The sequence below is a fragment of the Pseudidiomarina halophila genome, assembly GCF_003987215.1.
GTDB classification, from domain to species: Bacteria; Pseudomonadota; Gammaproteobacteria; order Enterobacterales; family Alteromonadaceae; genus Pseudidiomarina; species Pseudidiomarina halophila.
Window position 1 is genome coordinate 578,975 of sequence record NZ_PIPW01000001.1, and the last position, 22,046, is coordinate 601,020.

Genomic DNA, 22,046 nt, shown 5'->3' on the forward strand with positions numbered 1-22,046 from the left:
CATGGCGCAGGTTTATCGTCCTTCGCGAGCCGGCAAGCACAAGGCTAAGCAAGCGGCCATCCAACGCGACGTCAAAGTCAGCGCACTCGACCATCAGGGAAGGGGGGTGGTGCGTGATACCCGTGGTGTACGTTTTGTTAGCGGCGCGCTGAGCAACGAGGTAATTGATTTTCAACCGCAGGGAAAGTGGCAGGGTGAGTTAGTCAAGATAAAAGAACCCGCAGCAGAGCGTGTCTCTGCGCCTTGTCCTTATTACCAGGACTGCGGTGGCTGCGACCTGCAACACCTGGAGCTTGCCGCACAACGGCAGCATAAACAGCAAGTCGTGAGCGAATTGTTTGCCAAGTTTGCCGAACATCAAATCGCCAACTGGGAGTCTCCCCTTACCGCGGACGCCTGGCGCTACCGTAGGCGCTTACGGCTGGCCTGCCATTGGGATGGTAAACGGCGCAGATTAAAACTTGGCCTGCGGCAGGCGAGCAGTAAAGCTATCGTTGAAATTAATGACTGCCTGATAAGTGATGAGGCATTGACCAGGTTACTGGCACCATTACGCGATTTGTTGGCGCAGTTGGCCCTGGTCAGCCAGTTGGGGCATGTCGAATTAATTGCCACTAACGTCGTTAGTGTAGTGTTACGCCTGCACCATATGCCGGCCGCTGCCGATCTGGGTCGGCTGACGAATTTTGCGCAGCAGCATCAAGTGCATTTCTGGCTGCAATCTGACGGGGCAGCCCCGCAGCCGCTCGATCCGCAGCAGGGAATGCCGAGCTATACCAGCTGGCTAACGGAGTTAAGCTTTCAACCCGGCGACTTTTTGCAGGCCCACGGACAATTAAGTGTGGCGCTGGTTAAACAGGCATTACACTGGCTCGACCCACAAGCTCAGGATAAGGTTCTCGAACTCTATGCCGGTAGCGGTAACTTTAGTCTGCCTATGGCAAAACAAGGCGCACAAGTCACCGCCATTGAAGGGGTGCAGTCAATGGTGGACCGGCTGTTGCAAAACGCCCATCAGCATGGGCTGGATATTAGTGCGTTTCAGGCTGACCTTAGCCAGGATTGGCAGCACTATGATTGGGCGCATACTGAGTTTAACAAAGTACTACTTGACCCAGCGCGGGCGGGCGCTGCACACGCTATCAAAGAAGTCTGTGCGCGGCAGCCACAGCGGGTGATTTACGTGTCCTGTGCACCCGATACTCTGGCGCGCGATGCGAAGATTCTACTCGCCGCCGGTTATCGTCTGGAGCGGGCGCAAATCGTTGACATGTTCCCGCAAACCCATCACATTGAATGTCTGACTTGGTTTGAACGGGAGGCATAGCTGTGGTCCACGTGCGCAGTACCCATGTTGACAGGCCTGAGCAACACGGCGATTGGTTGCAGCATATTGCTGCGGACGAGGTAAAGGCGCAACTGACCAGCCACTATCAGCAGCTAAAGCAACATACGAAATCGCAACCTGAACTGCTTATAAAAGGGCAGGAAATGGTAGAGATTCTGGCCGCTTTGAATCTTGATACCGAGTCGCTGCTGGCGGCACTCTATAGTCCTGCGTACCAGGCGCAGAAAGTCAGCGCAGAACAGCTGCAGCAGCAGGACCCGAAACTTGCCGAATTGGTCGCCTTGCTTGATGCTGTCCAGCAAATGCAGATGATCAGCGATCTGCAGCATTTCCAACATGGTAAACCTAATGCTGAACAAATTGATAATGTGCGGCGCATGTTGCTGTCAATGGTGGCAGATGTAAGAGCTGTCTTGATCAAATTGGCAGAACGTATTTGTCGACTTCGCGAAGTTAAAAATGATGACGAAGAGACCCGCGTTCTGGTTGCAAAAGAATGTCAGGATATCTACGCGCCACTGGCAAACCGGCTGGGCATAGGCCAGCTGAAGTGGGAGCTTGAAGATCTGGCGTTTCGTTATCTGCATCCGCAAACCTACAAAAGTATCGCAAAACAACTGCATGAACGACGTCTGGATCGTGAAGAGTATATTGAACAGTTTGTCGCGAATTTAAGTAAGGAATTACGGCACGAAGGTGTAGATGCCGATGTTTATGGTCGTCCCAAGCATATCTATTCCATCTGGCGAAAGATGCAGAAAAAGCATCTTAACTTTGAACAGCTGTACGATATCCGTGCGGTTCGGATCATCACCCAGTCACTGAAGGACTGCTATGCTGCGCTTGGTGTGGTGCATAGCCAGTGCCGGCACATTCAGTCAGAATTTGACGACTATATTGCGACGCCCAAAGCCAACGGTTACCAGTCTATCCACACCGTGGTGATTGGCCCTGAAGCTAAACATGTCGAGATTCAAATCCGTACTCAGGCCATGCACGACGATGCCGAACTCGGTGTCGCCGCCCATTGGCTTTATAAAGAAGGTTCCAGTAGCAAAGCTGGTGGATTTGAAGAGAAAATCGCCTGGTTACGCAAATTGCTCGCCTGGCACGAAGACATGGCCGAGAACGATGAACTGGTGGCTGAAGTCCGGTCTCAGGTGTTTGAAGATCGGGTCTATGTTTTTACCCCGAAAGGCGAAGTGATTGATTTACCTCAGGGTGCGACACCTTTAGATTTTGCCTATTACATCCACTCTCAGGTCGGCCACCGCTGCGTGGGAGCAAAGGTTGACGGTCACATAGTGCCGTTTACCTATACTTTGAAGAATGGTGAGCGGGTGGAAATATTGACCCAGAAAGCGGTCAAACCCCGCCGTGACTGGCTCAACCCAGCGTTGGGGTATTTATGTACCTCGCGTGCCCGTAGCAAAGTGGTTACCTATTTCAAAAAACTCGACCGTGATAAAAATTTGAAAGCGGGCCGTGAGTTGCTGGAAGCCGAATTGAACAAGTTTGACGTTCCGCTCAGTCAGGCAACCACGGTGTTAGCGCGTTTCAATTTTAACCATTTGGACGATCTCTTAGCAGCGATAGGCGCTGGAGATGTGCGTCTGAATCAGGTGGTGAATCAACTCAAGCCGGCACCGGATGCTGCATCTGAGCGATTGGAACGGTTACAGAAGCGGCCACAGCGTAAACCGGGCAAACAAAGTGATGTTAGTGTGCAGGGCATAGGTAATTTGTTAGTGCAATTTGCCAAGTGCTGTCAGCCCTTACCAGGTGAGCCGATTATGGGCTTTGTCACGCAGGGACGGGGCGTTTCGGTGCATCACCGCGCTTGTGAACAGCTTAAGCATTTATTAGAAACGCACCCTGAACGTGGTTTGCAAGTGAGCTGGAGCCGCACCGATTACGGCCGTTATCGTGCTGACTTACAAATCGATGCGGACGACCGTAACGGCTTGCTGCATGATGTCACGGCAATTTTGGCAAACGAAAAGACCAGTGTGGCGCAGTTAGACTCACAGACTGATGCTGCGACCCAGCAAGCACGAATATCGCTCGGGGTATTTATTGAGAGTCAAACCAGTTTGCAAAGGATCATTGCGCGGTTGCAGCAGGTAAAAGGTATTCATAAGGTGGAACGAAGTGGCAACAACTAATACAAATGTGACGGATCGCTTTCCCGGCGTAGCAGCATTACTCACCGTGATGCAGCGATTACGCGATCCTGAGAATGGCTGCCCATGGGATTTAAAGCAAAGCTTAACCAGTTTGATTCCCTACACCATTGAAGAAGCCTATGAAGTGGCTGCTGCGTTGACCGAAGGTGATGATGACGCGATAAAAGATGAATTGGGCGACCTCTTGTTTCAGGTGGTTTTTTATACGCAGCTGACGCAGGAAGAGGATAAATTCGGCTTTGATGATGTCGCGCAGCAAACTGCGGATAAACTGATTCGCCGTCATCCTCATGTATTTGGTGATGCTGCTGCGCAAAGTGATGCGGAAATTAAAGCGCAGTGGGAGCAAATAAAACAACAAGAGCGCGCGGAGCAGGGCGTTGATCATTCGGTTTTTGCGGGCATACCAGATAATTTACCAAGTATTTTACTGGCACAGAAACTGCAAAAACGTGCGGCGAACGTCGGTTTCGACTGGCATAGTATAGAGCCGGTGATTGCCAAAATTAAAGAAGAAATAGCTGAGGTGGAAGCCGAACTCGATGCACCGCAGCCAGATCAGCAGGCCATCGAGGATGAGATCGGTGATGTACTCTTTGCGGTAGTGAATCTGGCGCGTCACGCTCAGGTAAATCCTGAACACGCATTGCGGCGTACCAATTTAAAGTTCAAACAACGTTTTCAAGCTATCGAACAGCGCCTGGCAGAGCGAGGGCTTACCGCTAACGAATTGAGTCTCGAGGAATTGGAAGATGAGTGGCAGCAGGTTAAACGGCTTTGATATTCCGATGAATTTTAAATTGTCGGAATTCAGTCCTTAAGGTATACTGTTTTCCCGTCTTGAAGCAATTCCCTTATTTTACCTGACGACTTAGGTTTCGCATGACAACTAATTATATTTTCGTCACCGGCGGTGTAGTATCTTCGCTGGGCAAAGGTATTGCTGCAGCTTCATTGGCGGCAATTCTCGAAGCACGTGGCTTACAGGTCACAATCCTTAAACTCGACCCTTACATCAACGTCGATCCGGGCACGATGAGCCCGATTCAGCATGGTGAGGTTTTTGTTACCGAAGATGGTGCCGAGACCGATCTCGACCTTGGACATTACGAACGTTTTATTCGTACGCGTATGTCGAAGAAGAACAACTTCACCGCAGGCCGTGTCTACGAAGATATTATTCGTCGTGAGCGTCGTGGTGAATTTCTTGGCGCGACCATTCAGGTGATTCCACATATCACCAACGAAATAAAACGTCGCATTGTCGAGGGTGGTGAAGGTTACGATATCGCGATTATTGAGATCGGCGGTACTGTGGGTGACATCGAGTCACAACCTTTCCTCGAAGCCATTCGACAGCTAGGTACCGAAGTTACCCGTGACCGCACGCTGTTTATGCATTTGACCCTGGTACCTTTTCTTGGCGCGGCCGGCGAAGTTAAAACCAAACCGACCCAGCATTCAGTCAAAGAATTACGTTCTATTGGTATTCAGCCAGATATTCTAATCTGTCGTTCCGATCGCGCTTTGCCGGCGAATGAGCGCTCTAAAATTGCGCTATTCACCAACGTTGAAGAACGTGCGGTCATTGGTCTGAAAGACGTTGATAGCATTTATAAGATTCCGGCGATTCTGAAATCCCAGGGGCTTGATGAAATTGTCGTCAACCGTTTTCGTTTGGATCGCCCGGAAGCCGATTTGGCGGAATGGGAGCAAGTGCTTTATCAGGAATCCAATCCAAGCGGTGAAGTGACCATTGGTTTTGTTGGCAAATATATAGAATTGCCAGATGCGTACAAGTCAGTGAACGAGGCACTTGCCCACGCTGGTCTGAAAAATCGTCTGACGGTTAACCTGCGCTATATCGATGCGCAGGATGTTGAAACCAAAGGTGTTGCAAAGTTGGCTGATGTGGATGCCATCATTGTTCCCGGCGGTTTTGGCGAGCGCGGAATTCGTGGCAAGATCATGGCTGCGCAATATGCCCGCGAACACAAAATTCCTTACCTGGGTATTTGTCTGGGTATGCAAATTGCGTTGATTGAATATGCCCGTAACGTCGCCGGTTTAGAAGGTGCGAATAGTACCGAATTCGATGAAAATACCAAACATCCGGTGGTGGGTCTGATCACCGAGTGGATGGATGAAAAAGGGCAAAAAGAGTTACGTGATCAACATTCTGACTTAGGCGGCACCATGCGCTTAGGTGCACAGCCGTGTAACCTGGTGGCAGGCAGCCGTGCCCGCGACTTGTATGGCGAAGATGTGATTCGTGAGCGTCATCGCCATCGTTACGAAGTGAACGGTAATTACATCGAACGGTTGGAATCTGCGGGACTGAAAATTTCCGGTTGGTCGCACGATAACCGTTTGGTAGAGATTATTGAAATACCTGAACATCCGTGGTTTGTTGCGGCGCAATTCCATCCGGAGTTTACCTCGACCCCACGTGATGGACATCCGTTGTTCCGCGGCTTTATTGAAGCTGCCGGTAAGTATCAAAAGCAACGACGTGGCTAACCGTCGCTGAACACAGGAGTGAAGTTTTAGCATGGCAACAATTCAATCTATTGTAGCTCGCGAGATTATGGATTCGCGCGGTAATCCGACTATTGAAGTCGATGTGCATTTAAGTGATGGTCACTGGGGACGTGCGGCAGCGCCGAGTGGCGCTTCAACGGGCTCGCGTGAGGCGCTCGAACTGCGCGACGGCGATAAGCAGCGCTATCTCGGCAAAGGCGTATTGCAGGCAGTGGCGAATGTGAACGACCGTATTGCTGGCAAATTAATGGGCGTTGAGGCAGCCGATCAACAACAGGTTGACCGTCTTATGCTTGAACTGGATGGTACCGAGAATAAAGAGAACCTGGGTGCGAATGCCATTTTAGCCGTCTCCCTGGCCACCGCTAAAGCTGCTGCAGCCAGCGCGGGTGTGCCATTATACGCTCATATCGCAAATTTGAACGGCACCAGCGGTCGTTACAGCATGCCGTTACCGATGATGAATATTCTTAACGGTGGTGAACACGCCGATAACAATGTTGATATTCAGGAATTCATGATTCAGCCAGTGGGTGCAGAAAACTTCCGCGAAGGCTTGCGAATGGGCGCTGAGATTTTCCATGCTCTTAAAAAAGTACTGCAAGAGCGCGGCCTGAGCACAGCTGTTGGTGATGAAGGCGGTTTTGCACCTAACCTGAGCTCTAACGAAGAAGCACTTACCGTTATTGTTGAAGCGGTGGAAAAAGCTGGTTACCGGATGGGTGATGACGTTACCCTGGCACTCGACTGCGCTGCATCTGAGTTCTATCGTGACGGCAAATACCAACTGAGCGGTGAAGGAAAATCGTTCACTGCCGCAGAATTCGCTGAGTATCTGGCAGGATTGTGTGAACGTTATCCGATCATTTCGATTGAAGATGGCTTGGACGAGAGTGACTGGGAGGGCTGGAAAATTCTGACTGAGCGGTTAGGAGAGAAAGTTCAGCTGGTCGGTGATGACTTGTTCGTGACCAATACCAAGATCCTTAAGCGCGGTATCGACGAAGGTATCGGTAACTCAATTCTGATCAAGTTTAACCAGATTGGCAGTTTGAGCGAAACCCTTGCGGCCATCCGCATGGCAAATGAAGCAGGTTTTACCGCGGTTATTTCTCATCGTTCTGGTGAGACAGAAGATGCGACCATTGCAGATCTGGCGGTAGGTACAGCCGCAGGACAAATCAAAACCGGTTCACTATGTCGGTCTGATCGGGTAGCTAAGTACAACCAGCTACTGCGCATCGAGCAAGAGCTCAATGGCAGCGCACCTTATCGGGGCCGAGCTGAAGTTCGCGCGGCGAACTGAACTCGAGTGAGCTGGCGGTGAGCGACCAACGCGATATATTCGAAGTTGTCGAACGGCAGCCGGGCTACGACCCGGCTGCCTTCCCAGAGCTTTGCACTGCACTTTATGAACGTGAACTTATTTTTCTTGCCGGCCTGCAAGTGCAATCACCTATGGGGTTGCAACGGCGATTAAAGAGCCTCAGTTATTACGTAAAAACTGCTGCGCGGGCAATGTTAGATAGTAACTGTCCCTGTGAACTCGATATTCAGAATGCCAGTTGGCAAACACCGCAGAAACGTTCGTTAAAGCCTGCAGCAAACCGGGCAACCAAACTTGAAAGCTGGCTGTCGACGGGCAAAGTTCAACTTGGTACCACGGTGCCTATCTTAAATCTTGATCCACGTTTACAACAGGTTCGTCTCGATTCCATCGATCGTATTGATCGTGATGGTCGGCGAGTACATTGCAACGAATTTGGCTGGTTTCTTTATACCGGGGAAAGTACTGAAGCCGATGGCGATCATGTTTATCTGGCAAAACCCGAGACGGCGCTGTTAAAGGCTGCAGTCAGCGGTCACCAATGGTCGCATAAAGGCCGTACGGACCCACGCACCTTATCGTTGCGTGAACTCCTGTTAGCAACTGCCATAAAATGGAACTAACCACCTCAGCTAACTGGTCAGCAGTACCATTAACCCAGCACCAATGACCACCACCAGAGTTAGTTTACGAAAAAGTGTCTCAGGTAACAGATGACTGACACGATGACCGAAATAAGCTCCGGCTATTGCACCAGCTAAAAGCGCTATAAGTTTCGGTGAACCTGCATGGCTGTAGCTGCCCTGAGCAGCGAAAGAGATAACATTGGTTACACCTAATACCAGAAAAAATAGTGCCAGCGTAGCGCGAAAATGACTACGCTCGAGCCGACTGGCGGTCAGAAATAGTACGACGGGTGGACCACCCAGGGTAAGTGCACCATTGGCAAAACCAGATAATAAGCCGGTAAATGCTTGTTGCGACGTGGTTGCGCGAAGTTTTATCTGCACGCCAAACCAAAATAATAAACCCGCGCAGATAACAAATACGGCCATGCCTTGTTGCAGGGTGATGACAGGCAGATAAGCAAGGGCAAAATTACCAACTAAGGTGCCAACAACGCCCGCTGCAAGCAACCCGTGCCATTTTTTAAAGCTGAAATAGTGCCGCAGTAACCAGCACAAATAGATTGCCATCACCACATTGATTACGGATAACAGCGGGGTGAGCTGGGGTAAGGGGATCAGCAGGCTCAACAGGGGCACGGCAACCAGCCCGGAGCCAAAGCCGGTAATTCCTTGTAAAGAAGCTCCCGCAAACATGATCAATGCGATAAGGTAGTATTCCATGTTAGCCTTGAATTACTTGGTTCATAACAAAAGAAAGGTATACTTAGGACATCATACCATGCGAGTGAAACGATGCGCCTGCTAAAACTTTTCTTGTTCGTGCTGCTGGTGGTGCTGCAATACCGACTTTGGTTCGGTAAAAACAGCCTGCCGGAATATTGGCATCTGCAAGAAGACGTCGCGCGACAAGAGCAAACGAATCAAAAATTACGCCAGCGTAATCAGGTGCTTATTGCTGATATCGAAGATCTGCGCGAAGGCGAGGTGGCGCTTGAAGAGCGGGCCCGCAATGAACTTGGTCTGATAAAACAAGATGAAACCTTTTTCCGCTTGATACCGGTGAAACCAAAATCCTATGACGACGATTAAGCAGGTTGCTGCAGTAATTCCGGCCGCAGGTATTGGTCGGCGAATGCAATCTGAATGCCCTAAACAATATCTGCAGCTTGGCCAGAAGACTGTACTTGAGTGGACGGTGCAGGCATTGTGCCAAGATCCCCGAATTAGCCATATTTACATTGCTACCAGTAACGATGACCCCTACTTTAGTGCCCAGCAGTTCAAGGTTAAGCAACCTATTGTGCGCGTCCAGGGTGGTGCCACCCGGGCAGCTTCCGTTGCTGCCGGAGTACAAGCCGCGATCGCGGATGGTTTCAGCTGGGTCGCGGTACATGATGCTGCGCGCCCCTGTTTAACCGCTGCGGAGTTGACGGCGGTGCTCGATGCGGCACTGAGTGATCCCGTCGGAGCACTGTTAGCTCTACCTGTGGCAGACACCTTAAAACGCAGTGAGGCGGGCCAGCGTAGTTCTGGCAGTGTTTGCCGTGAACAGTTATGGCAGGCACAGACACCGCAGGTTTTTCCCGCAGCAGAACTGCAGCGGGGGTGGCAGTTGCTTGGTACTGACCATCCGGATTTAACCGATGAAGCGTCCGTCATGGAGGCTTTAGGCTTGCAACCACAGTTGGTGGTGGGACGCCGTAGTAATTTAAAGATAACTCAGCCGGGTGATGAAGCGATCGCCCGCTTAATTGTATTGGACAAGGAGTAAATATGCGGATTGGCCACGGCTATGACGTGCATAAATTTGGTGGTGATAAACCACTTATGCTGGGAGGTATCGAAGTTCCTCATACCCGGGGCGTGATCGCCCACTCAGATGGCGATGTGATCCTGCATGCTGTTGCTGACGCTGTACTTGGTGCGCTTGCTCTAGGCGATATTGGCCATCACTTTCCAGATACAGACGCTGCATACGCCGGTGCCGACAGTGCGGTGTTACTGGCGGACGTTGTCAGTCAGGCACAGAGCAAAGGCTTTGAGCTCGGCAACCTGGATGTCACCGTAGTGGCGCAGGAACCACGTCTTGCTCCTTATATTGCAAAAATGAAAGTCCGCATAGCGCAACTCTTTAATGCCGCTGACGATAGCGTCAATGTAAAAGCGACTACTACGGAAAAACTGGGTTTTGTTGGTCGCAAAGAGGGCATCGCCTGTCATGCTGTGGTCATCATGAAGGCGGTAACTAATGACGGATAATGTTCTGAACGAGTTAGCTTATTGGCACGGAAAGCCCGTGGTCACCGGCAAGTTCCGGCAGTCGAACCAGGATTTTCAGGTGGTTGAGCAATTAGTCGTTGGCGATGATGAGCCTGGTGAACATCAGTGGCTGTGGGTTTATAAAAACGGCGCAAACACCAACTTTGTTGCCCGTCAGCTGGCCGATTTTGCCGGTGTTTCCGAGCGCCAGGTGAGCTACGCGGGTTTAAAAGACCGCCATGCCGAAACCTGGCAGTGGTTTTCAGTGCAGTTGCCTGGTCAGGAGCTGCTGGCGTGGCATGAGCTTGAACATCCCGAGTTCCGGGTCGAACGTGCGGTGCAGCAGCAAAAAAAATTAAAGCAGGGCTACCATCAGGGCAACCGTTTTGTATTGCGGCTGCGCGACGTGAGTGACAGCGATGCACTTTTCGCGCGCTGGCAGCAGGTTGTTGCGCAAGGTGTGCCGAATTACTTTGGTGAGCAGCGGTTTGGTCATGGCGGGCAGAATTTAAGCAAAGCACGGGCGTGGTTAACTGGTGAGTTAAGCCGCAAACAGGTCAGGAAATGGAGTCGCCAGCAACAAGGCTTATTGCTTTCTGCGGCGCGTAGTCATCTGTTTAATACCATCGTAAGTGCGCGTATTGCCGCAGGCCGTCTGACGCCGGAACAAGGCGACTTTATGATTCTGGCGGGCAGCCGTTCATTCTTTCAGATTGAGACCATGGATGAGGAATTACTGGCGCGGTGGCGTTCGGGTGATATCTTATTATCGGCACCTCTGGCGGGTAGTTGGCCTGAACCACGCGAGGCGCATCTGACTGACTTTGAGTTTACTTTGTTGCAGACCGATGCCGAGCTGCTTCAGGGGCTTAAACAGCAACGCGTGGATCTGGCGCGGCGCGCTTTGCTGGTAAAACCTGCGGAGCCAGAGTTTGAACAACTCGATGCAAGCACGGCTGAAATACGTTTTACTTTGCCGAGCGGCAGTTTTGCCACTGGCCTATTGCGTGAACTACTGAACACCAACTCAGCAGACGAACATGATAAGAGAGAAGGTTAATCATTATGATGAAATTATTAGTGAGTAATGACGATGGCGTACATGCTCCCGGTATCGCTGCGTTATACGAAGCCCTGAATGAAATTGCCCAGGTGCGGGTTATTGCACCGGATCGCAACTGCAGCGGCGCGAGCAACTCGTTGACCTTACACAATCCGTTACGGGTGCAACGCTTAGCTAATGGTTTCTACTCACTCAATGGAACCCCAACGGACTGTGTGCATCTGGGCACCAATTCACCCCTGACGGATGATGTTGACCTGGTCGTTTCAGGAATTAATGATGGCCCTAACATGGGCGACGATGTACTTTATTCAGGCACCGTTGCTGCAGCGATGGAAGGGCGTTACATGGGCTTTCCAGCTATCGCAGTATCAATGGGGTCACGCAGTGAAGATTACTATGATGTGGCAGCGCGGGTAGTTGCCGATGTGGTCAAAAAAATGGCAGATAACCCGTTGCGACTTGATACCATCCTGAATATCAATGTGCCAGCCATGCCATATGACGAGCTGAAAGGTATTAAAGTCACGCGCCTGGGACGCCGGCATCGGGCGGAAACCATGGTCGAGTCCAAAGATCCTTTTGGCCGTAAAATCTACTGGTATGGCCCTATTGGTGGTCATCAGGATGACGGCGAGGATACCGATTTTTATGCTGTACGAGAAGGTTACGTCTCAATTACACCGATTAGTCTTGATATGACTGCGCGGAGTCATCAGGAGACGCTGGCCGATTGGTTAACCGAAAAATAAGAATAACACTACCATGATTCAAAATTTCCAGGGAATGGCTAAGCGCTTGGTCGCTCAGCTGCGCAACCAGGGTATTACCAATGAGCAGGTACTCGAGGTTATTGGCTCGACGCCCAGGCATCAGTTTATGCCGGAGTCATTGGCACATAAAGCCTATGAGAATACCGCATTGCCGATTGGCAAGGGGCAAACGATCTCGCAGCCACTCATAGTCGCGTCAATGACGCAGTTACTGATGCAGCATCATTGTCATTCGGTATTAGAAATCGGCACGGGAAGTGGTTATCAGACCGCGATTCTCGCGCAATTAGTGGATCGCGTGTTCTCTGTTGAACGCATCGCTGAACTGCAATATCAGGCCAAACGTCGCTTGAAAAAGCTGGATCTGCACAACATCAGTATGCGCCATGGTGATGGCTGGCAGGGCTGGCAGTCAAAAGCTCCTTTCGATGGCATTATTGTCACAGCCGCGGCAAGTGATATCCCTCATGCGCTGATGGAACAACTGGCTGACGGTGGGGTGATGATCATCCCGGTGGGCTCGGTAAAACAGCGGTTAGTCGTTATCCGCCGCTTTGGCGATGACTATGAACATAAACAACTTGGTGACGTTAAATTCGTTCCGTTAGTACCTGGAAGTCTGGCATGAAGCTATTTAGTTCGTTATATGATCGCGTACTGGTTTGGTCGCAGCATCGCCGCGCTCCTTCAATTTTGGCTGCGATCAGCTTTACTGAAGCGGTCGTATTCCCGATACCGCCCGATGTCATGCTGGCACCAATGGCAATGACCCAGCCTAAACGTGCATGGTTCTTCGCATTTATTACGACTATTGCCTCAGTGCTCGGCGGTATTGCCGGTTATTGGCTGGGTTACTTTGCTTTTGACCCCCTTGTTCTGCCATTAATCGAGTGGGCAGGCTATGAAGAGAAACTCGCCACCATTACCCGCTGGTTCCAGGATTACGGCTTCTGGATTATTTTCATAGCGGGTTTTTCGCCGTTGCCTTACAAGTTATTTACGGTTACAGGTGGTATGTTGCAGGTGCTTTTTGTACCTTTTGTGTTAGGTTCACTTATTAGTCGCGGTTTACGTTATTACTTAGTAGCCTGGCTATTACGAACAGGCGGCCCAGTCATGGCCGTAAAACTTCGAACCTATGTTGACCGAATTGGGTGGGCATTGGTTATTCTTGCGGTAATTGCCTATGTATGGACACGTTTTTAGGATTGTCTGGGTTAGCACAGTGCTGTTGACTCTGGTCGCCTGCGCGCAACGCCAGGCGCCTGCTCCTGTTACACGTGTCTATCAAGGGCCCAGCATTCACGACTTCGAGCCTAATAGTCTTGCTGGTGACACCTATCATGTGGCACCAGGCGATACCCTGTATTCTATTGCTTTTCGGGCAAATGTCGATGTCCGAACTCTGGCGGATTACAACAACCTTAGCGAACCCTATACCATATTCCCGGGACAGGAATTGCGACTAACTCCGCGCATAACCTCAGTTAGCTCAGGCCCTAAGACAACGAGAACGCCACAAGTCGTTGATTCCGCCGAAAAGAAAGGGTATCGTGAGGTTAAAAGTAAACAAAAGGTTACGAATTCAGAGCCGAAGCCTGAGGCGCAACCAGCACCGGCACGCCAACCTGGCGTGGTAAAACCCTCGACGGAGAGGTTTCCGGACAGTAATGCGCTGGGATGGCAATGGCCGACTAAGAATAAAGTGATTCGTGATTTTTCAACGGCCGCGGCCGGTAATAAAGGATTGGATTTTGCCGGAACTAAAGGTGACCCAGTACACGCGGCAGCCGCCGGTAAAGTTGTTTATGCAGGTAATGCTTTAAAAGGATATGGTAATTTAATTATTCTGAAACATAACGATGATTATATAACTGCGTACGCCCACAACGATAAATTGCTAATCAAAGAGCAGCAATGGGTCAGCGCAGGGGACATAATTGCTGAAATGGGGAATACAGAAGCGGAACGGGTGAAGTTGCATTTTGAAGTCCGGTTTCGCGGGAAGTCTGTAAATCCGAGGCACTATTTACCACGGGGGTCACAATGAGTCGACAAAATGACGTGGACGACGTTGACGAGAAAGAAGTCATGTCGGAAATGGAAAAGTCTGCTGCTTCTGATACCGACACGGATGATTCCGAGTTTGACGAAATCATCGCTAACCGAGCGACGTATCAGAAAAAAATGGATGCTACCCAGCTATACCTCAGCGAGATTGGTTTTTCTCCGCTACTGACCGCAGAAGAAGAAGTTCACTTCTCGCGGCTGGCACTTAAGGGTGATAAGGCCGCACGCGCTCGGATGATCGAGAGCAACCTGCGGTTAGTTGTTAAAATTGCGCGCCGTTATACCAATCGGGGCCTACCTCTGCTTGACCTGGTGGAAGAAGGGAATTTAGGCCTTATTCGCGCCGTCGAAAAGTTCGACCCTGAACGAGGGTTTCGTTTCTCAACCTATGCAACCTGGTGGATCCGCCAAACGATTGAACGCGCAATTATGAATCAGACGCGTACCATCCGTTTGCCTATTCATGTGGTAAAAGAGCTAAACAGTTACCTGCGCGCATCGCGTGAGCTTGCACATAAGCTCGATCATGAGCCTACAGCGGAAGACATAGCTGAACAATTGGATGTGTCTGTTGCTGACGTCAGTCGTATGCTGCGTTTAAACGAGCGTATTGCTTCCGTTGACACGCCTTTAGGTGGCGATAACGATAAATCCCTGGTTGATTTGTTAACTGACGAAAATGACCATGGCCCAGAAGGGGTCATGCAAGACGATGACCTGAAAGAGCATATCGTTGATTGGTTGGCCAGTCTGAATGGCAAACAACGCGAAGTTCTTGCGCGACGGTTTGGCTTAATGGGCTACGAGCCAGCAACCTTAGAAGATGTTGGCAGAGAAATTGGCTTAACCCGTGAGCGGGTAAGACAGATTCAAGTCGAGGCCCTGCGTCGCTTACGTGACATGTTACGCCAACAGGGCCTGAGTCTGGATGCGCTGTTCCAGGTGGATTAGTCTTTCTCAGTGAGACGCTGTTGCCAGTGAGCTAACCATTGCAGCGCTTCAAGTGGAGTCATGGTGTTTAACCTGAGCTCGCTGAGCGCTTGCAGTGCACCTTGCTCTAATTGCTTTTCAGGGGCCAGTTCAGTAGCTGGTGAATCACTGATAGCGTCACGGTTCACTAACTGCTTAGGTTGATGTTCCAGTTCAGCCAATACTTGTCTGGCGCGCAGTAGCACGTCTTTTGGTAATCCCGCAAGTTGCGCCACCTGAACCCCAAAACTACGGTTTGCTGCACCACGCGTGACACGATGTTCAAAAACAATGCTATCACCATGTTCGGTTGCTTCAACATGCACATTCACGCAACCATCTTGCTCGCCGATACTCTGCGTTAGCTCAAAGTAATGGGTTGCAAATAATGTCAGCGAGCGGTTGTTGTCCAATAACGCTTCAGCACAGGCCCAGGCCAGGGCTAAACCGTCATAAGTTGAAGTGCCGCGGCCAATTTCATCCATCAATACCAGACTGTGTGCCGTTGCATTATGAAGGATGGTCGCAGCTTCCGTCATTTCCACCATAAACGTCGATCGTCCTGAGGCAAGATCGTCGGACGCACCGATACGGGTGAAGATCCGGTCAACCGGGCCAAAACAGGCTGACTCAGCCGGCACGAAACTGCCGCAGTGGGCCATAATAACCAGCAAGGCCGCCTGACGCATGTAGGTTGATTTACCCCCCATATTGGGACCTGTGACCAACAACATGCGCTGCTCTTCATTAATGCTTAGGTCGTTGGCGATAAAGGGCTCTTCGAGTTGCTGCTCAATAACCGGATGACGGGCATCGCGCAGCTCAATACCGATTGTTTGCTGTAATTCTGGCCGGCAATAGTTCTGACGAATGGCCAAGGCGGCGAAGCTTCGCAGCACATCAATTTCAGCCAGCGCTTGGGCGGTCTGTTGCAGCGGAGTCAGATGTTCAGCAACTTCATTTAATAAAGCTTCGTACAGCCATTTTTCTCTTACCAACGCCCGCGATTGCGCCTGCAAAACCTTGTCTTCATAGGTTTTTAATTCAGGAATAATGTAGCGTTCAGCATTTTTTAAGGTTTGCCGGCGCTGATAATCTGCCGGAATATGCTGTGCGCTGGCACGACTGGCCTCCAAATAATAGCCATGCACCTTGTTGTAACCGACCTTTAAGGTTTGAATACCAGTGCGTTGCCGTTCCCGCGTTTCGATTTGCCGAAGGAAGTCAGTCGCGCCCGCTGCAAGCTGACGTTGCTCATCAAGCTCCTCGTCAAAGCCATCAGCAATGACACCGCCATCACGGATCAGCATCGGTGGTGTTTCAATAAGTGCTTGCTGCAGGGTTTGGAGTAGCTCAGGGAAGTCCTGCAGCCGCGCGGTCCAGGGCGTTAATGCCTCAGCATTACCCAGTGTACTGCGCAGTTCAGGTAAACTCTGTAGCGCGCTGCGCAGACGGGTGAGATCGCGCGGACGGGCGCTGCGTAACCCAATGCGCGAAAGAATTCGCTCTAAATCACCGATATTACGCAGCAGCTTGCGTAGATCATCTAACTCAAGGCGTTGCAATTCGGCTACCGCATCGTAGCGCTGGCGTAGCACCTGTTGATCCCGCAGTGGTCGTTGTAGCCAGCGGCGGAATAACCGACCACCCATTGCCGTTGCGGTGGTATTCAGCGTGGCAAACAACGACGTCGCGGCACCGCTAAGAGAGGTCACCAACTCAAGATTACGCTGGCTTGCGGCATCCATCTGAATCGCGTCATCGCCTTGTTCAGCGCGAATACTTTGAATATGCGGAAGCGCCGATCGCTGAGTGAGTTTTACGTAACTTAAAAGTGCACCCGCGGCACCAATTGCACGGGTCAGAGCAGTAATGCCAAAGCCGTCAAGATGTTGAACCTGAAATTGCCGACATAGCAATGCAACACCGCTGTCGCTGGCAAACTCCCAGTCTGGGCGCGGTCGGATCGAGCCGTTCTGGTACCAGTTTTTTTGCCAGGTCATGGTGTCCGGATGCAAGAGTTCTGCAGGTTGTAAGCGTTGTAGTTCAGCTTGCAGTTGTTGCTCGTCCTTACACTCCAGGACACTAAAACGACCGCTGGCTAAATCGAGACAGGCAATCCCGAATAGGTTGTCGTAGGTGACTGCGACCAACAGATTCTCGCTGGTTTCTGAGAGCAAAGCTTCGTCGGTTACTGTCCCCGGAGTAAGTACCCGAACTACTTGACGTTCAACCGGCCCTTTACTGGTAGCGGGATCGCCGATTTGTTCGCAGATAGCGACGGACTCACCCATCTGCAGTAACCGCGCAAGGTAGTTTTCGGCAGCATGATAAGGTACACCCGCCATCGGAATGGGCTTGCCATTACTTGCACCGCGTTGAGTCAGCGAAATATCCAGCAATTCAGCAGCTTTGCGCGCATCATCGAAGAAGAGTTCGTAGAAGTCTCCCATACGATAGAACAAAAGCGTGTCCGCGTGTTCTGCCTTGATGCGTAAGTATTGCTGCATCATGGGTGTATGCGAAGAAAAATCTGCACTGGCTGTTGTCGCTGTCGGCATGCCTGCTATTATCCGTTTAGAGTAAGTTTTTATGGGAGCTTGATGGCAAAATGGTAACACAATCTCATTCTGATCTGGCACAACAAATCGGCCGCTGGTTGCTGGAAAAAAATTGGCGCATGGCAACCGCAGAGTCCTGTACCGGTGGCGGAATAGGTTATGCTTTAACTTCAGTCGCCGGAAGTTCACAGTGGTTTGAAGGTGGTTTTATAACCTATAGCAACGCCCTGAAGCAGCACTTGTTGGACGTTCCTGCATCGACATTGGAGCAAAGTGGCGCGGTATCAGGCGCTACGGCAGAGGCAATGGCCAGAGGCGCGCGCAAAAAAGCTGACACAGAGCTTGCGGTTGCCGTTACTGGTGTAGCCGGACCTACTGGTGGCAGCAATGACAAACCCATAGGTTTAGTCTGGTTCGGCCTGGCCTGGCCTGAGGGAAGTTGCAGCTGGTCAAAACAATTTGGCGGCGCCCGGGAGGAGGTCAGGGATGCCACAATAAGCGAAGCATTAAGGTGTTATGAAAAAATTTCTTGATACTGTATAAAAATACAGTATACTCAGTTTTTATCGCAATCACTAGAACGGACATTATCATGAGCAACGACAAACAAAAAGCACTCGACGCGGCACTTAGTCAGATCGAACGTCAATTTGGTAAAGGTTCCATTATGCGCTTGGGCGACAACCAAACGCTAGACATCGACTTTGTTTCTACAGGGTCACTTAGTTTAGATATCGCCCTGGGTATCGGTGGTTTGCCGTTTGGCCGTGTTGTCGAAGTTTATGGTCCTGAATCGAGCGGTAAAACGACCTTAACGTTGCAGGTAATTGCCGAAGCACAAAAAGCCGGCAAGGTTTGTGCTTTTGTCGACGCGGAACATGCTCTTGATCCAATTTATGCTGCGAAACTTGGTGTAAACGTTGATGAACTGTTGGTTTCACAACCGGATAACGGCGAGCAAGCACTGGAAATTTGCGACATGCTGGTGCGTTCAGCGGCGGTTGACGTGGTTATCGTTGACTCCGTAGCCGCATTAACACCAAAAGCTGAAATCGAAGGTGAGATGGGGGACAGTCATGTAGGTTTGCAGGCGCGTCTGATGTCGCAAGCATTACGTAAGCTGACCGCCAATATTAAGCGTTCGAACAGCTTGTGTATCTTCATTAACCAAATCCGGATGAAGATTGGCGTTATGTTTGGTAACCCAGAAACCACCACTGGTGGTAATGCGCTGAAATTCTACTCGTCAGTACGTCTGGATATTCGCCGCACCGGTGCCGTAAAAGAAGGTGATGAAGTCGTCGGCAACGAGACCCGGGTTAAAGTTGTGAAGAACAAAGTCGCGCCACCGTTCAAGCAAGCTGAATTCCAGATCATGTACGGATCAGGTATTTCTAAAGAAGGTGAGTTGGTTGACCTGGGTGTAAAACAGAAGATTGTTGATAAAGCCGGTGCATGGTATAGCTATAACGGTGATAAGATCGGTCAGGGTAAAGCGAACGCAATGAAGTTTCTCAAGGAGAATCCGAAGATTGCGGCCGATATTGAAAAACGCATCCGTGAGCAGTTATTGGCTAAGCCAGTGAAGGCTGAGAAGTCCGCTGAGAAACCAGATGCTGAAGTGACGGATGAAGATTTGATTTGATAAAAAGGAATGTTCAGCGATGAGTAGTGATGTGAAAGTTGCTCTCGCACTTGGTTCTGGTGCAGCTCGTGGATGGTCCCATATTGGCGTGATTAAAGCGTTGAAAGAAATGGGCATTGAAGTTGATATCGTTGCAGGAACATCTATCGGCTCCCTTGTGGGGGCCGGTTTTGCTTCCGGCCGACTCGATGAGCTTGAGAATTGGGTTCGGGACATGGGCCGTTGGCAGGTGTTTAACCTGCTGGATTTTGGTTTTAGCCACGGCGGTATTATTCAGGGCGAAAAAGTTTTTAGCCACGCGCGCGAGCGTTTTGGCGGCGTTGAAATCGAAAATCTTGATGTTGTCTATGGCGCAGTCGCTACGGATCTCTATACGGGGCGGGAAGTGTGGTTACGGGAAGGCGATATTTACCATGCCGCACGCGCTTCATGTTCAATGCCAGGGTTATTAGCTCCATCTGCGCATAATGGTCGTTGGCTGGTTGATGGCGGTTTGGTTAATCCGGTGCCGGTCTCATTATGTCGTGCTCTGGGCGGTGACTTTGTTATTGCAGTACATCTTAATTCACAGCTGAATAATGCTGCTATAGAAGCACGGGGACGTGATAATCCACCACAACCCGAACCTGAAGCAGATGTACATGCCATGCCAAAAACGGCAACCACAGCGGTTGAAAGTGGATCTGCCTCTGAGACGTCTGAGTTGACGATTCAGCAAGAGGAAGAAGCTGACGAAGGCTTCTTCAAAAACTTCCTGTCTGCCAGCAGTCAGTACTGGGATGGCGTGATGGATAAATTCAGTGGTCCGTCGCACAAGGCTCCCGGGATGTTCGGTGTTATGGCAGGTGCCATCGATATCATGCAGGAACGTATTACCAAAGGGCGTATTGCCGGTGACCCGCCAGATATACTGGTGCAGCCTAAATTAGGTCATATTGGTCTGCTGGAGTTTGAGCGTGGTAACGAAGCCATCGATTTAGGTTATGAAACGACAATGCGGATGAAGGATTATATCCTCAGTGAACTCGAGCTCTACACCGAGCGTCGTGGCTAGTTTTTAGCAACGAAGCAGCGGCAACAATCATAAAATACCTATCGCAAAGCAAAAAAAACCGCAGCCGGAGCTGCGGTTTTTTGTTGAGCGCTAATGCGTTTATTTAAGCATCTCACGTTCCATTTCTTCAAAGGTACTACGTATATTCTGCTCGGGTTCTGCAGTAGCAAGACTGCCGATAATCACTGCCAGGGTACAAACGATAAACCCGGGAATGATCTCGTAAATGAAGCTACTTAGCGGCTGACCGTCGATGACGGGGACATAGATACAGAACAGTACCGTCGCAGCGCCGGTTAGCATGCCAGCTAATGCACCATTACGGTTCATACGTTTCCAGAACAAGCTGAGAATAATAACCGGACCAAAGGCTGCGCCAAATCCTGCCCAGGCATTCGCAACTAAGCTGAGAATGGTGTTTTCCGGGTTCCAGGCAAGCGCAATGGCCACCAGTGAAACGATAAGCACAGAAATCCGTCCGACCAGTACCAATTCCTTCTGGCTCGCATCACGGCGTAAAAAGGCTTTATAAAAGTCTTCCGTCAGCGAGCTGGAGGTCACCAGCAACTGCGATGAGATGGTACTCATGATGGCGGCAAGAATCGCAGCTAACAAGAAACCAGCAATGAGCGGATGGAACAGGAATTGCGAGAAGATGATAAAGATCGTCTCGGCATCATTGAGTACCATCTTGGTTTCAGCTACATAGGCGATACCTACGAAACCTGTGATCATCGCACCAATGATTGACACGGTCATCCAGACGATACCAATGCGACGTGCTTTTGGGATATCCTTAACTGAACGAATGGCCATGAAACGGACAATGATGTGTGGTTGCCCGAAGTAACCCAGGCCCCATGCCAGCAGGGAAATAATTCCCAAAAAGGATAACTGGTTTAACATGGGGTCGGCAATCGAGCCATCTCGGAAGAAGCTCAGGAAGTCAGGATTAATGGCTGCCACCTGATCCGTTACAGAGGTGATTCCTCCCAGGTCGAATATTGCGACAATAGGGACGAGCACCAAGGCCACGAACATAATACAACCTTGTACAAAGTCCGTCATGCTCACGGCTAAGAAGCCGCCGAACAAGGTGTAGGCACAAACCACTCCAGCGGTCACCCAAAGCCCTAAACTGTATTCCAGGCCAAAGGCTGAGCTGGCGAACAATTTGCCGCCCGCTACCAGACTCGCTGAGGTGTAGAGGGTAAAGAAAATAATAATGACCAGGGATGAAAAAACGCGCAACATGCGCGCTTTGTCATTGAAGCGGTTCGCAAAGTAATCAGGAATGGTGATGGAATCGTTTGCGACTTCGGTGTACATGCGTAAACGGGGTGCAACAATGATGTAGTTCAAGTAGGCGCCAACGACCAAACCTACAGCTATCCATAGTTGTGAAACACCTGAGACGTAAATAGCACCTGGCAGCCCCATGAGCATCCAACCGCTCATATCTGATGCCCCGGCTGACAGAGCGGTGACCCCCGGACCTAATCCACGGCCGCCCAGCATATAGCCAGAAACGTCATCGGTAGATTTCTTATACGCGTACAGACCAATCCCCAGCATTGCAATGAAATAGAGCGCTAATGATAGAAGCGTACCTGTTTCCAAA

General features: G+C 50.5%; 21 protein-coding genes. 18 read left to right on the plus strand and 3 right to left on the minus strand.

All coding sequences use genetic code 11. The features are described from left to right. Position 1: 1 nt before the first annotated feature. The 6 genes from CWI69_RS02785 to CWI69_RS02810 all read left to right on the plus strand — a co-directional run bounded on the left by CWI69_RS02785 (position 2) and on the right by CWI69_RS02810 (position 8,025). Positions 2 to 1,327, plus strand: a complete 1,326-nt coding sequence (locus CWI69_RS02785; RefSeq protein ID WP_126761677.1) for a methyltransferase domain-containing protein — start codon at positions 2 to 4, stop codon at positions 1,325 to 1,327. A gap of 2 nt (positions 1,328 to 1,329) precedes the next feature. Then, positions 1,330 to 3,513 carry a GTP diphosphokinase gene (relA, locus tag CWI69_RS02790; RefSeq protein WP_126761679.1) on the plus strand — a complete coding sequence of 728 codons (2,184 nt, stop codon included), beginning with the start codon at positions 1,330 to 1,332 and terminating at the stop codon, positions 3,511 to 3,513. After that, a complete protein-coding gene (gene mazG, locus CWI69_RS02795) occupies positions 3,500 to 4,315 on the plus strand; it encodes a nucleoside triphosphate pyrophosphohydrolase (protein WP_275070057.1) in 816 nt (271 codons plus the stop codon). Before relA ends, mazG begins: the two co-directional genes overlap by 14 nt. A gap of 101 nt (positions 4,316 to 4,416) precedes the next feature. Beyond that, positions 4,417 to 6,054: a CTP synthase gene (locus CWI69_RS02800; protein WP_126761681.1), complete on the plus strand. Its 1,638-nt coding sequence runs from the start codon at positions 4,417 to 4,419 to the stop codon at positions 6,052 to 6,054. 31 nt (positions 6,055 to 6,085) lie between these two features. Beyond that, entirely contained in the window at positions 6,086 to 7,381 is a 1,296-nt protein-coding gene (gene eno, locus CWI69_RS02805; protein ID WP_126761683.1) for a phosphopyruvate hydratase, read from the plus strand. Between the two features lie 17 nt (positions 7,382 to 7,398). Next, positions 7,399 to 8,025, plus strand: a complete 627-nt coding sequence (locus CWI69_RS02810; RefSeq protein ID WP_126761684.1) for a hypothetical protein — start codon at positions 7,399 to 7,401, stop codon at positions 8,023 to 8,025. A 9-nt stretch (positions 8,026 to 8,034) separates the two neighbouring features. Here CWI69_RS02810 and CWI69_RS02815 read toward each other — a convergent pair whose 3' ends face one another. After that, positions 8,035 to 8,751 (minus strand): sulfite exporter TauE/SafE family protein, encoded by a 717-nt coding sequence (locus CWI69_RS02815; RefSeq protein ID WP_126761686.1) that lies wholly within the window; start codon positions 8,749 to 8,751, stop codon positions 8,035 to 8,037. A gap of 72 nt (positions 8,752 to 8,823) precedes the next feature. Here CWI69_RS02815 and ftsB point away from each other — a divergent pair, with 72 nt between their 5' ends. From ftsB to rpoS, 9 genes are read left to right on the plus strand one after another with little or no spacing between them, the layout of a single operon-like run. Continuing rightward, the gene (ftsB, locus tag CWI69_RS02820; protein WP_126761688.1) at positions 8,824 to 9,120 is read left to right on the plus strand and encodes a cell division protein FtsB; all 297 of its coding nucleotides are present in this window, start codon (positions 8,824 to 8,826) and stop codon (positions 9,118 to 9,120) included. Next, positions 9,107 to 9,802, plus strand: a complete 696-nt coding sequence (ispD, locus tag CWI69_RS02825; RefSeq protein WP_126761690.1) for a 2-C-methyl-D-erythritol 4-phosphate cytidylyltransferase — start codon at positions 9,107 to 9,109, stop codon at positions 9,800 to 9,802. Before ftsB ends, ispD begins: the two co-directional genes overlap by 14 nt. A 2-nt stretch (positions 9,803 to 9,804) precedes the next feature. Then, on the plus strand, positions 9,805 to 10,290 hold the full coding sequence (gene ispF / locus CWI69_RS02830; protein ID WP_126761692.1) for a 2-C-methyl-D-erythritol 2,4-cyclodiphosphate synthase: 486 nt from the start codon (positions 9,805 to 9,807) through the stop codon (positions 10,288 to 10,290). After that, positions 10,280 to 11,350: a tRNA pseudouridine(13) synthase TruD gene (truD, locus tag CWI69_RS02835; protein ID WP_126761694.1), complete on the plus strand. Its 1,071-nt coding sequence runs from the start codon at positions 10,280 to 10,282 to the stop codon at positions 11,348 to 11,350. Before ispF ends, truD begins: the two co-directional genes overlap by 11 nt. Positions 11,351 to 11,355: 5 nt before the next feature. Then, the gene (gene surE / locus CWI69_RS02840; RefSeq protein ID WP_126761696.1) at positions 11,356 to 12,105 is read left to right on the plus strand and encodes a 5'/3'-nucleotidase SurE; all 750 of its coding nucleotides are present in this window, start codon (positions 11,356 to 11,358) and stop codon (positions 12,103 to 12,105) included. Positions 12,106 to 12,118: 13 nt separating this feature from the next. Then, positions 12,119 to 12,754: a protein-L-isoaspartate(D-aspartate) O-methyltransferase gene (locus tag CWI69_RS02845; RefSeq protein WP_126761698.1), complete on the plus strand. Its 636-nt coding sequence runs from the start codon at positions 12,119 to 12,121 to the stop codon at positions 12,752 to 12,754. Further along, a complete protein-coding gene (locus tag CWI69_RS02850; protein WP_126761700.1) occupies positions 12,751 to 13,332 on the plus strand; it encodes a YqaA family protein in 582 nt (193 codons plus the stop codon). Before CWI69_RS02845 ends, CWI69_RS02850 begins: the two co-directional genes overlap by 4 nt. After that, positions 13,313 to 14,176 (plus strand): peptidoglycan DD-metalloendopeptidase family protein, encoded by an 864-nt coding sequence (locus tag CWI69_RS02855; protein ID WP_126761702.1) that lies wholly within the window; start codon positions 13,313 to 13,315, stop codon positions 14,174 to 14,176. Before CWI69_RS02850 ends, CWI69_RS02855 begins: the two co-directional genes overlap by 20 nt. After that, on the plus strand, positions 14,173 to 15,147 hold the full coding sequence (gene rpoS, locus CWI69_RS02860) for an RNA polymerase sigma factor RpoS (protein ID WP_126761704.1): 975 nt from the start codon (positions 14,173 to 14,175) through the stop codon (positions 15,145 to 15,147). The genes CWI69_RS02855 and rpoS overlap by 4 nt, the downstream gene beginning before the upstream one ends. On the opposite strand, the gene mutS is transcribed toward rpoS, so the two are convergent. Beyond that, positions 15,144 to 17,726: a DNA mismatch repair protein MutS gene (gene mutS / locus CWI69_RS02865; protein WP_198678871.1), complete on the minus strand. Its 2,583-nt coding sequence runs from the start codon at positions 17,724 to 17,726 to the stop codon at positions 15,144 to 15,146. The two genes, rpoS and mutS, sit on opposite strands and share 4 nt — an antisense overlap. 50 nt (positions 17,727 to 17,776) lie before the next feature. Between mutS and CWI69_RS02870 the strand changes: the two genes are divergently transcribed. From CWI69_RS02870 to CWI69_RS02880, 3 genes are read left to right on the plus strand one after another with little or no spacing between them, the layout of a single operon-like run. Beyond that, positions 17,777 to 18,259, plus strand: coding sequence for a CinA family protein (locus CWI69_RS02870; protein ID WP_126761706.1), 483 nt, complete (start codon positions 17,777 to 17,779; stop codon positions 18,257 to 18,259). 59 nt (positions 18,260 to 18,318) lie between these two features. Further along, a complete protein-coding gene (gene recA / locus CWI69_RS02875) occupies positions 18,319 to 19,371 on the plus strand; it encodes a recombinase RecA (RefSeq protein ID WP_126761708.1) in 1,053 nt (350 codons plus the stop codon). A 19-nt stretch (positions 19,372 to 19,390) separates the two neighbouring features. Further along, the gene (locus tag CWI69_RS02880) at positions 19,391 to 20,425 is read left to right on the plus strand and encodes a patatin-like phospholipase family protein (protein WP_126761710.1); all 1,035 of its coding nucleotides are present in this window, start codon (positions 19,391 to 19,393) and stop codon (positions 20,423 to 20,425) included. 99 nt (positions 20,426 to 20,524) lie between these two features. Here CWI69_RS02880 and putP read toward each other — a convergent pair whose 3' ends face one another. After that, complete coding sequence (gene putP, locus CWI69_RS02885) at positions 20,525 to 22,045, minus strand: sodium/proline symporter PutP (RefSeq protein WP_126761712.1); 1,521 nt, start codon at positions 22,043 to 22,045, stop codon at positions 20,525 to 20,527. Between the last annotated feature and the right edge of the window lies 1 nt (position 22,046).

Bases quoted from the DNA above. Each gene is read 5' to 3' on its own strand.
- CWI69_RS02880 (WP_126761710.1), top strand. From the start codon at position 19,391: ATGAGTAGTGATGTGAAAGTTGCTCTCGCACTTGGTTCTGGTGCAGCT.
- ispD (WP_126761690.1), top strand. From the start codon at position 9,107: ATGACGACGATTAAGCAGGTTGCTGCAGTAATTCCGGCCGCAGGTATT.
- eno (WP_126761683.1), top strand. From the start codon at position 6,086: ATGGCAACAATTCAATCTATTGTAGCTCGCGAGATTATGGATTCGCGC.
- CWI69_RS02785 (WP_126761677.1), top strand. From the start codon at position 2: ATGGCGCAGGTTTATCGTCCTTCGCGAGCCGGCAAGCACAAGGCTAAG.
- CWI69_RS02815 (WP_126761686.1), bottom strand. From the start codon at position 8,751: ATGGAATACTACCTTATCGCATTGATCATGTTTGCGGGAGCTTCTTTA.
- CWI69_RS02850 (WP_126761700.1), top strand. From the start codon at position 12,751: ATGAAGCTATTTAGTTCGTTATATGATCGCGTACTGGTTTGGTCGCAG.
- CWI69_RS02800 (WP_126761681.1), top strand. From the start codon at position 4,417: ATGACAACTAATTATATTTTCGTCACCGGCGGTGTAGTATCTTCGCTG.
- surE (WP_126761696.1), top strand. From the start codon at position 11,356: ATGATGAAATTATTAGTGAGTAATGACGATGGCGTACATGCTCCCGGT.
- ispF (WP_126761692.1), top strand. From the start codon at position 9,805: ATGCGGATTGGCCACGGCTATGACGTGCATAAATTTGGTGGTGATAAA.
- CWI69_RS02855 (WP_126761702.1), top strand. From the start codon at position 13,313: ATGTATGGACACGTTTTTAGGATTGTCTGGGTTAGCACAGTGCTGTTG.
- mutS (WP_198678871.1), bottom strand. From the start codon at position 17,726: ATGCCGACAGCGACAACAGCCAGTGCAGATTTTTCTTCGCATACACCC.
- recA (WP_126761708.1), top strand. From the start codon at position 18,319: ATGAGCAACGACAAACAAAAAGCACTCGACGCGGCACTTAGTCAGATC.
- rpoS (WP_126761704.1), top strand. From the start codon at position 14,173: ATGAGTCGACAAAATGACGTGGACGACGTTGACGAGAAAGAAGTCATG.
- ftsB (WP_126761688.1), top strand. From the start codon at position 8,824: ATGCGCCTGCTAAAACTTTTCTTGTTCGTGCTGCTGGTGGTGCTGCAA.
- truD (WP_126761694.1), top strand. From the start codon at position 10,280: ATGACGGATAATGTTCTGAACGAGTTAGCTTATTGGCACGGAAAGCCC.
- CWI69_RS02845 (WP_126761698.1), top strand. From the start codon at position 12,119: ATGATTCAAAATTTCCAGGGAATGGCTAAGCGCTTGGTCGCTCAGCTG.
- CWI69_RS02870 (WP_126761706.1), top strand. From the start codon at position 17,777: ATGGTAACACAATCTCATTCTGATCTGGCACAACAAATCGGCCGCTGG.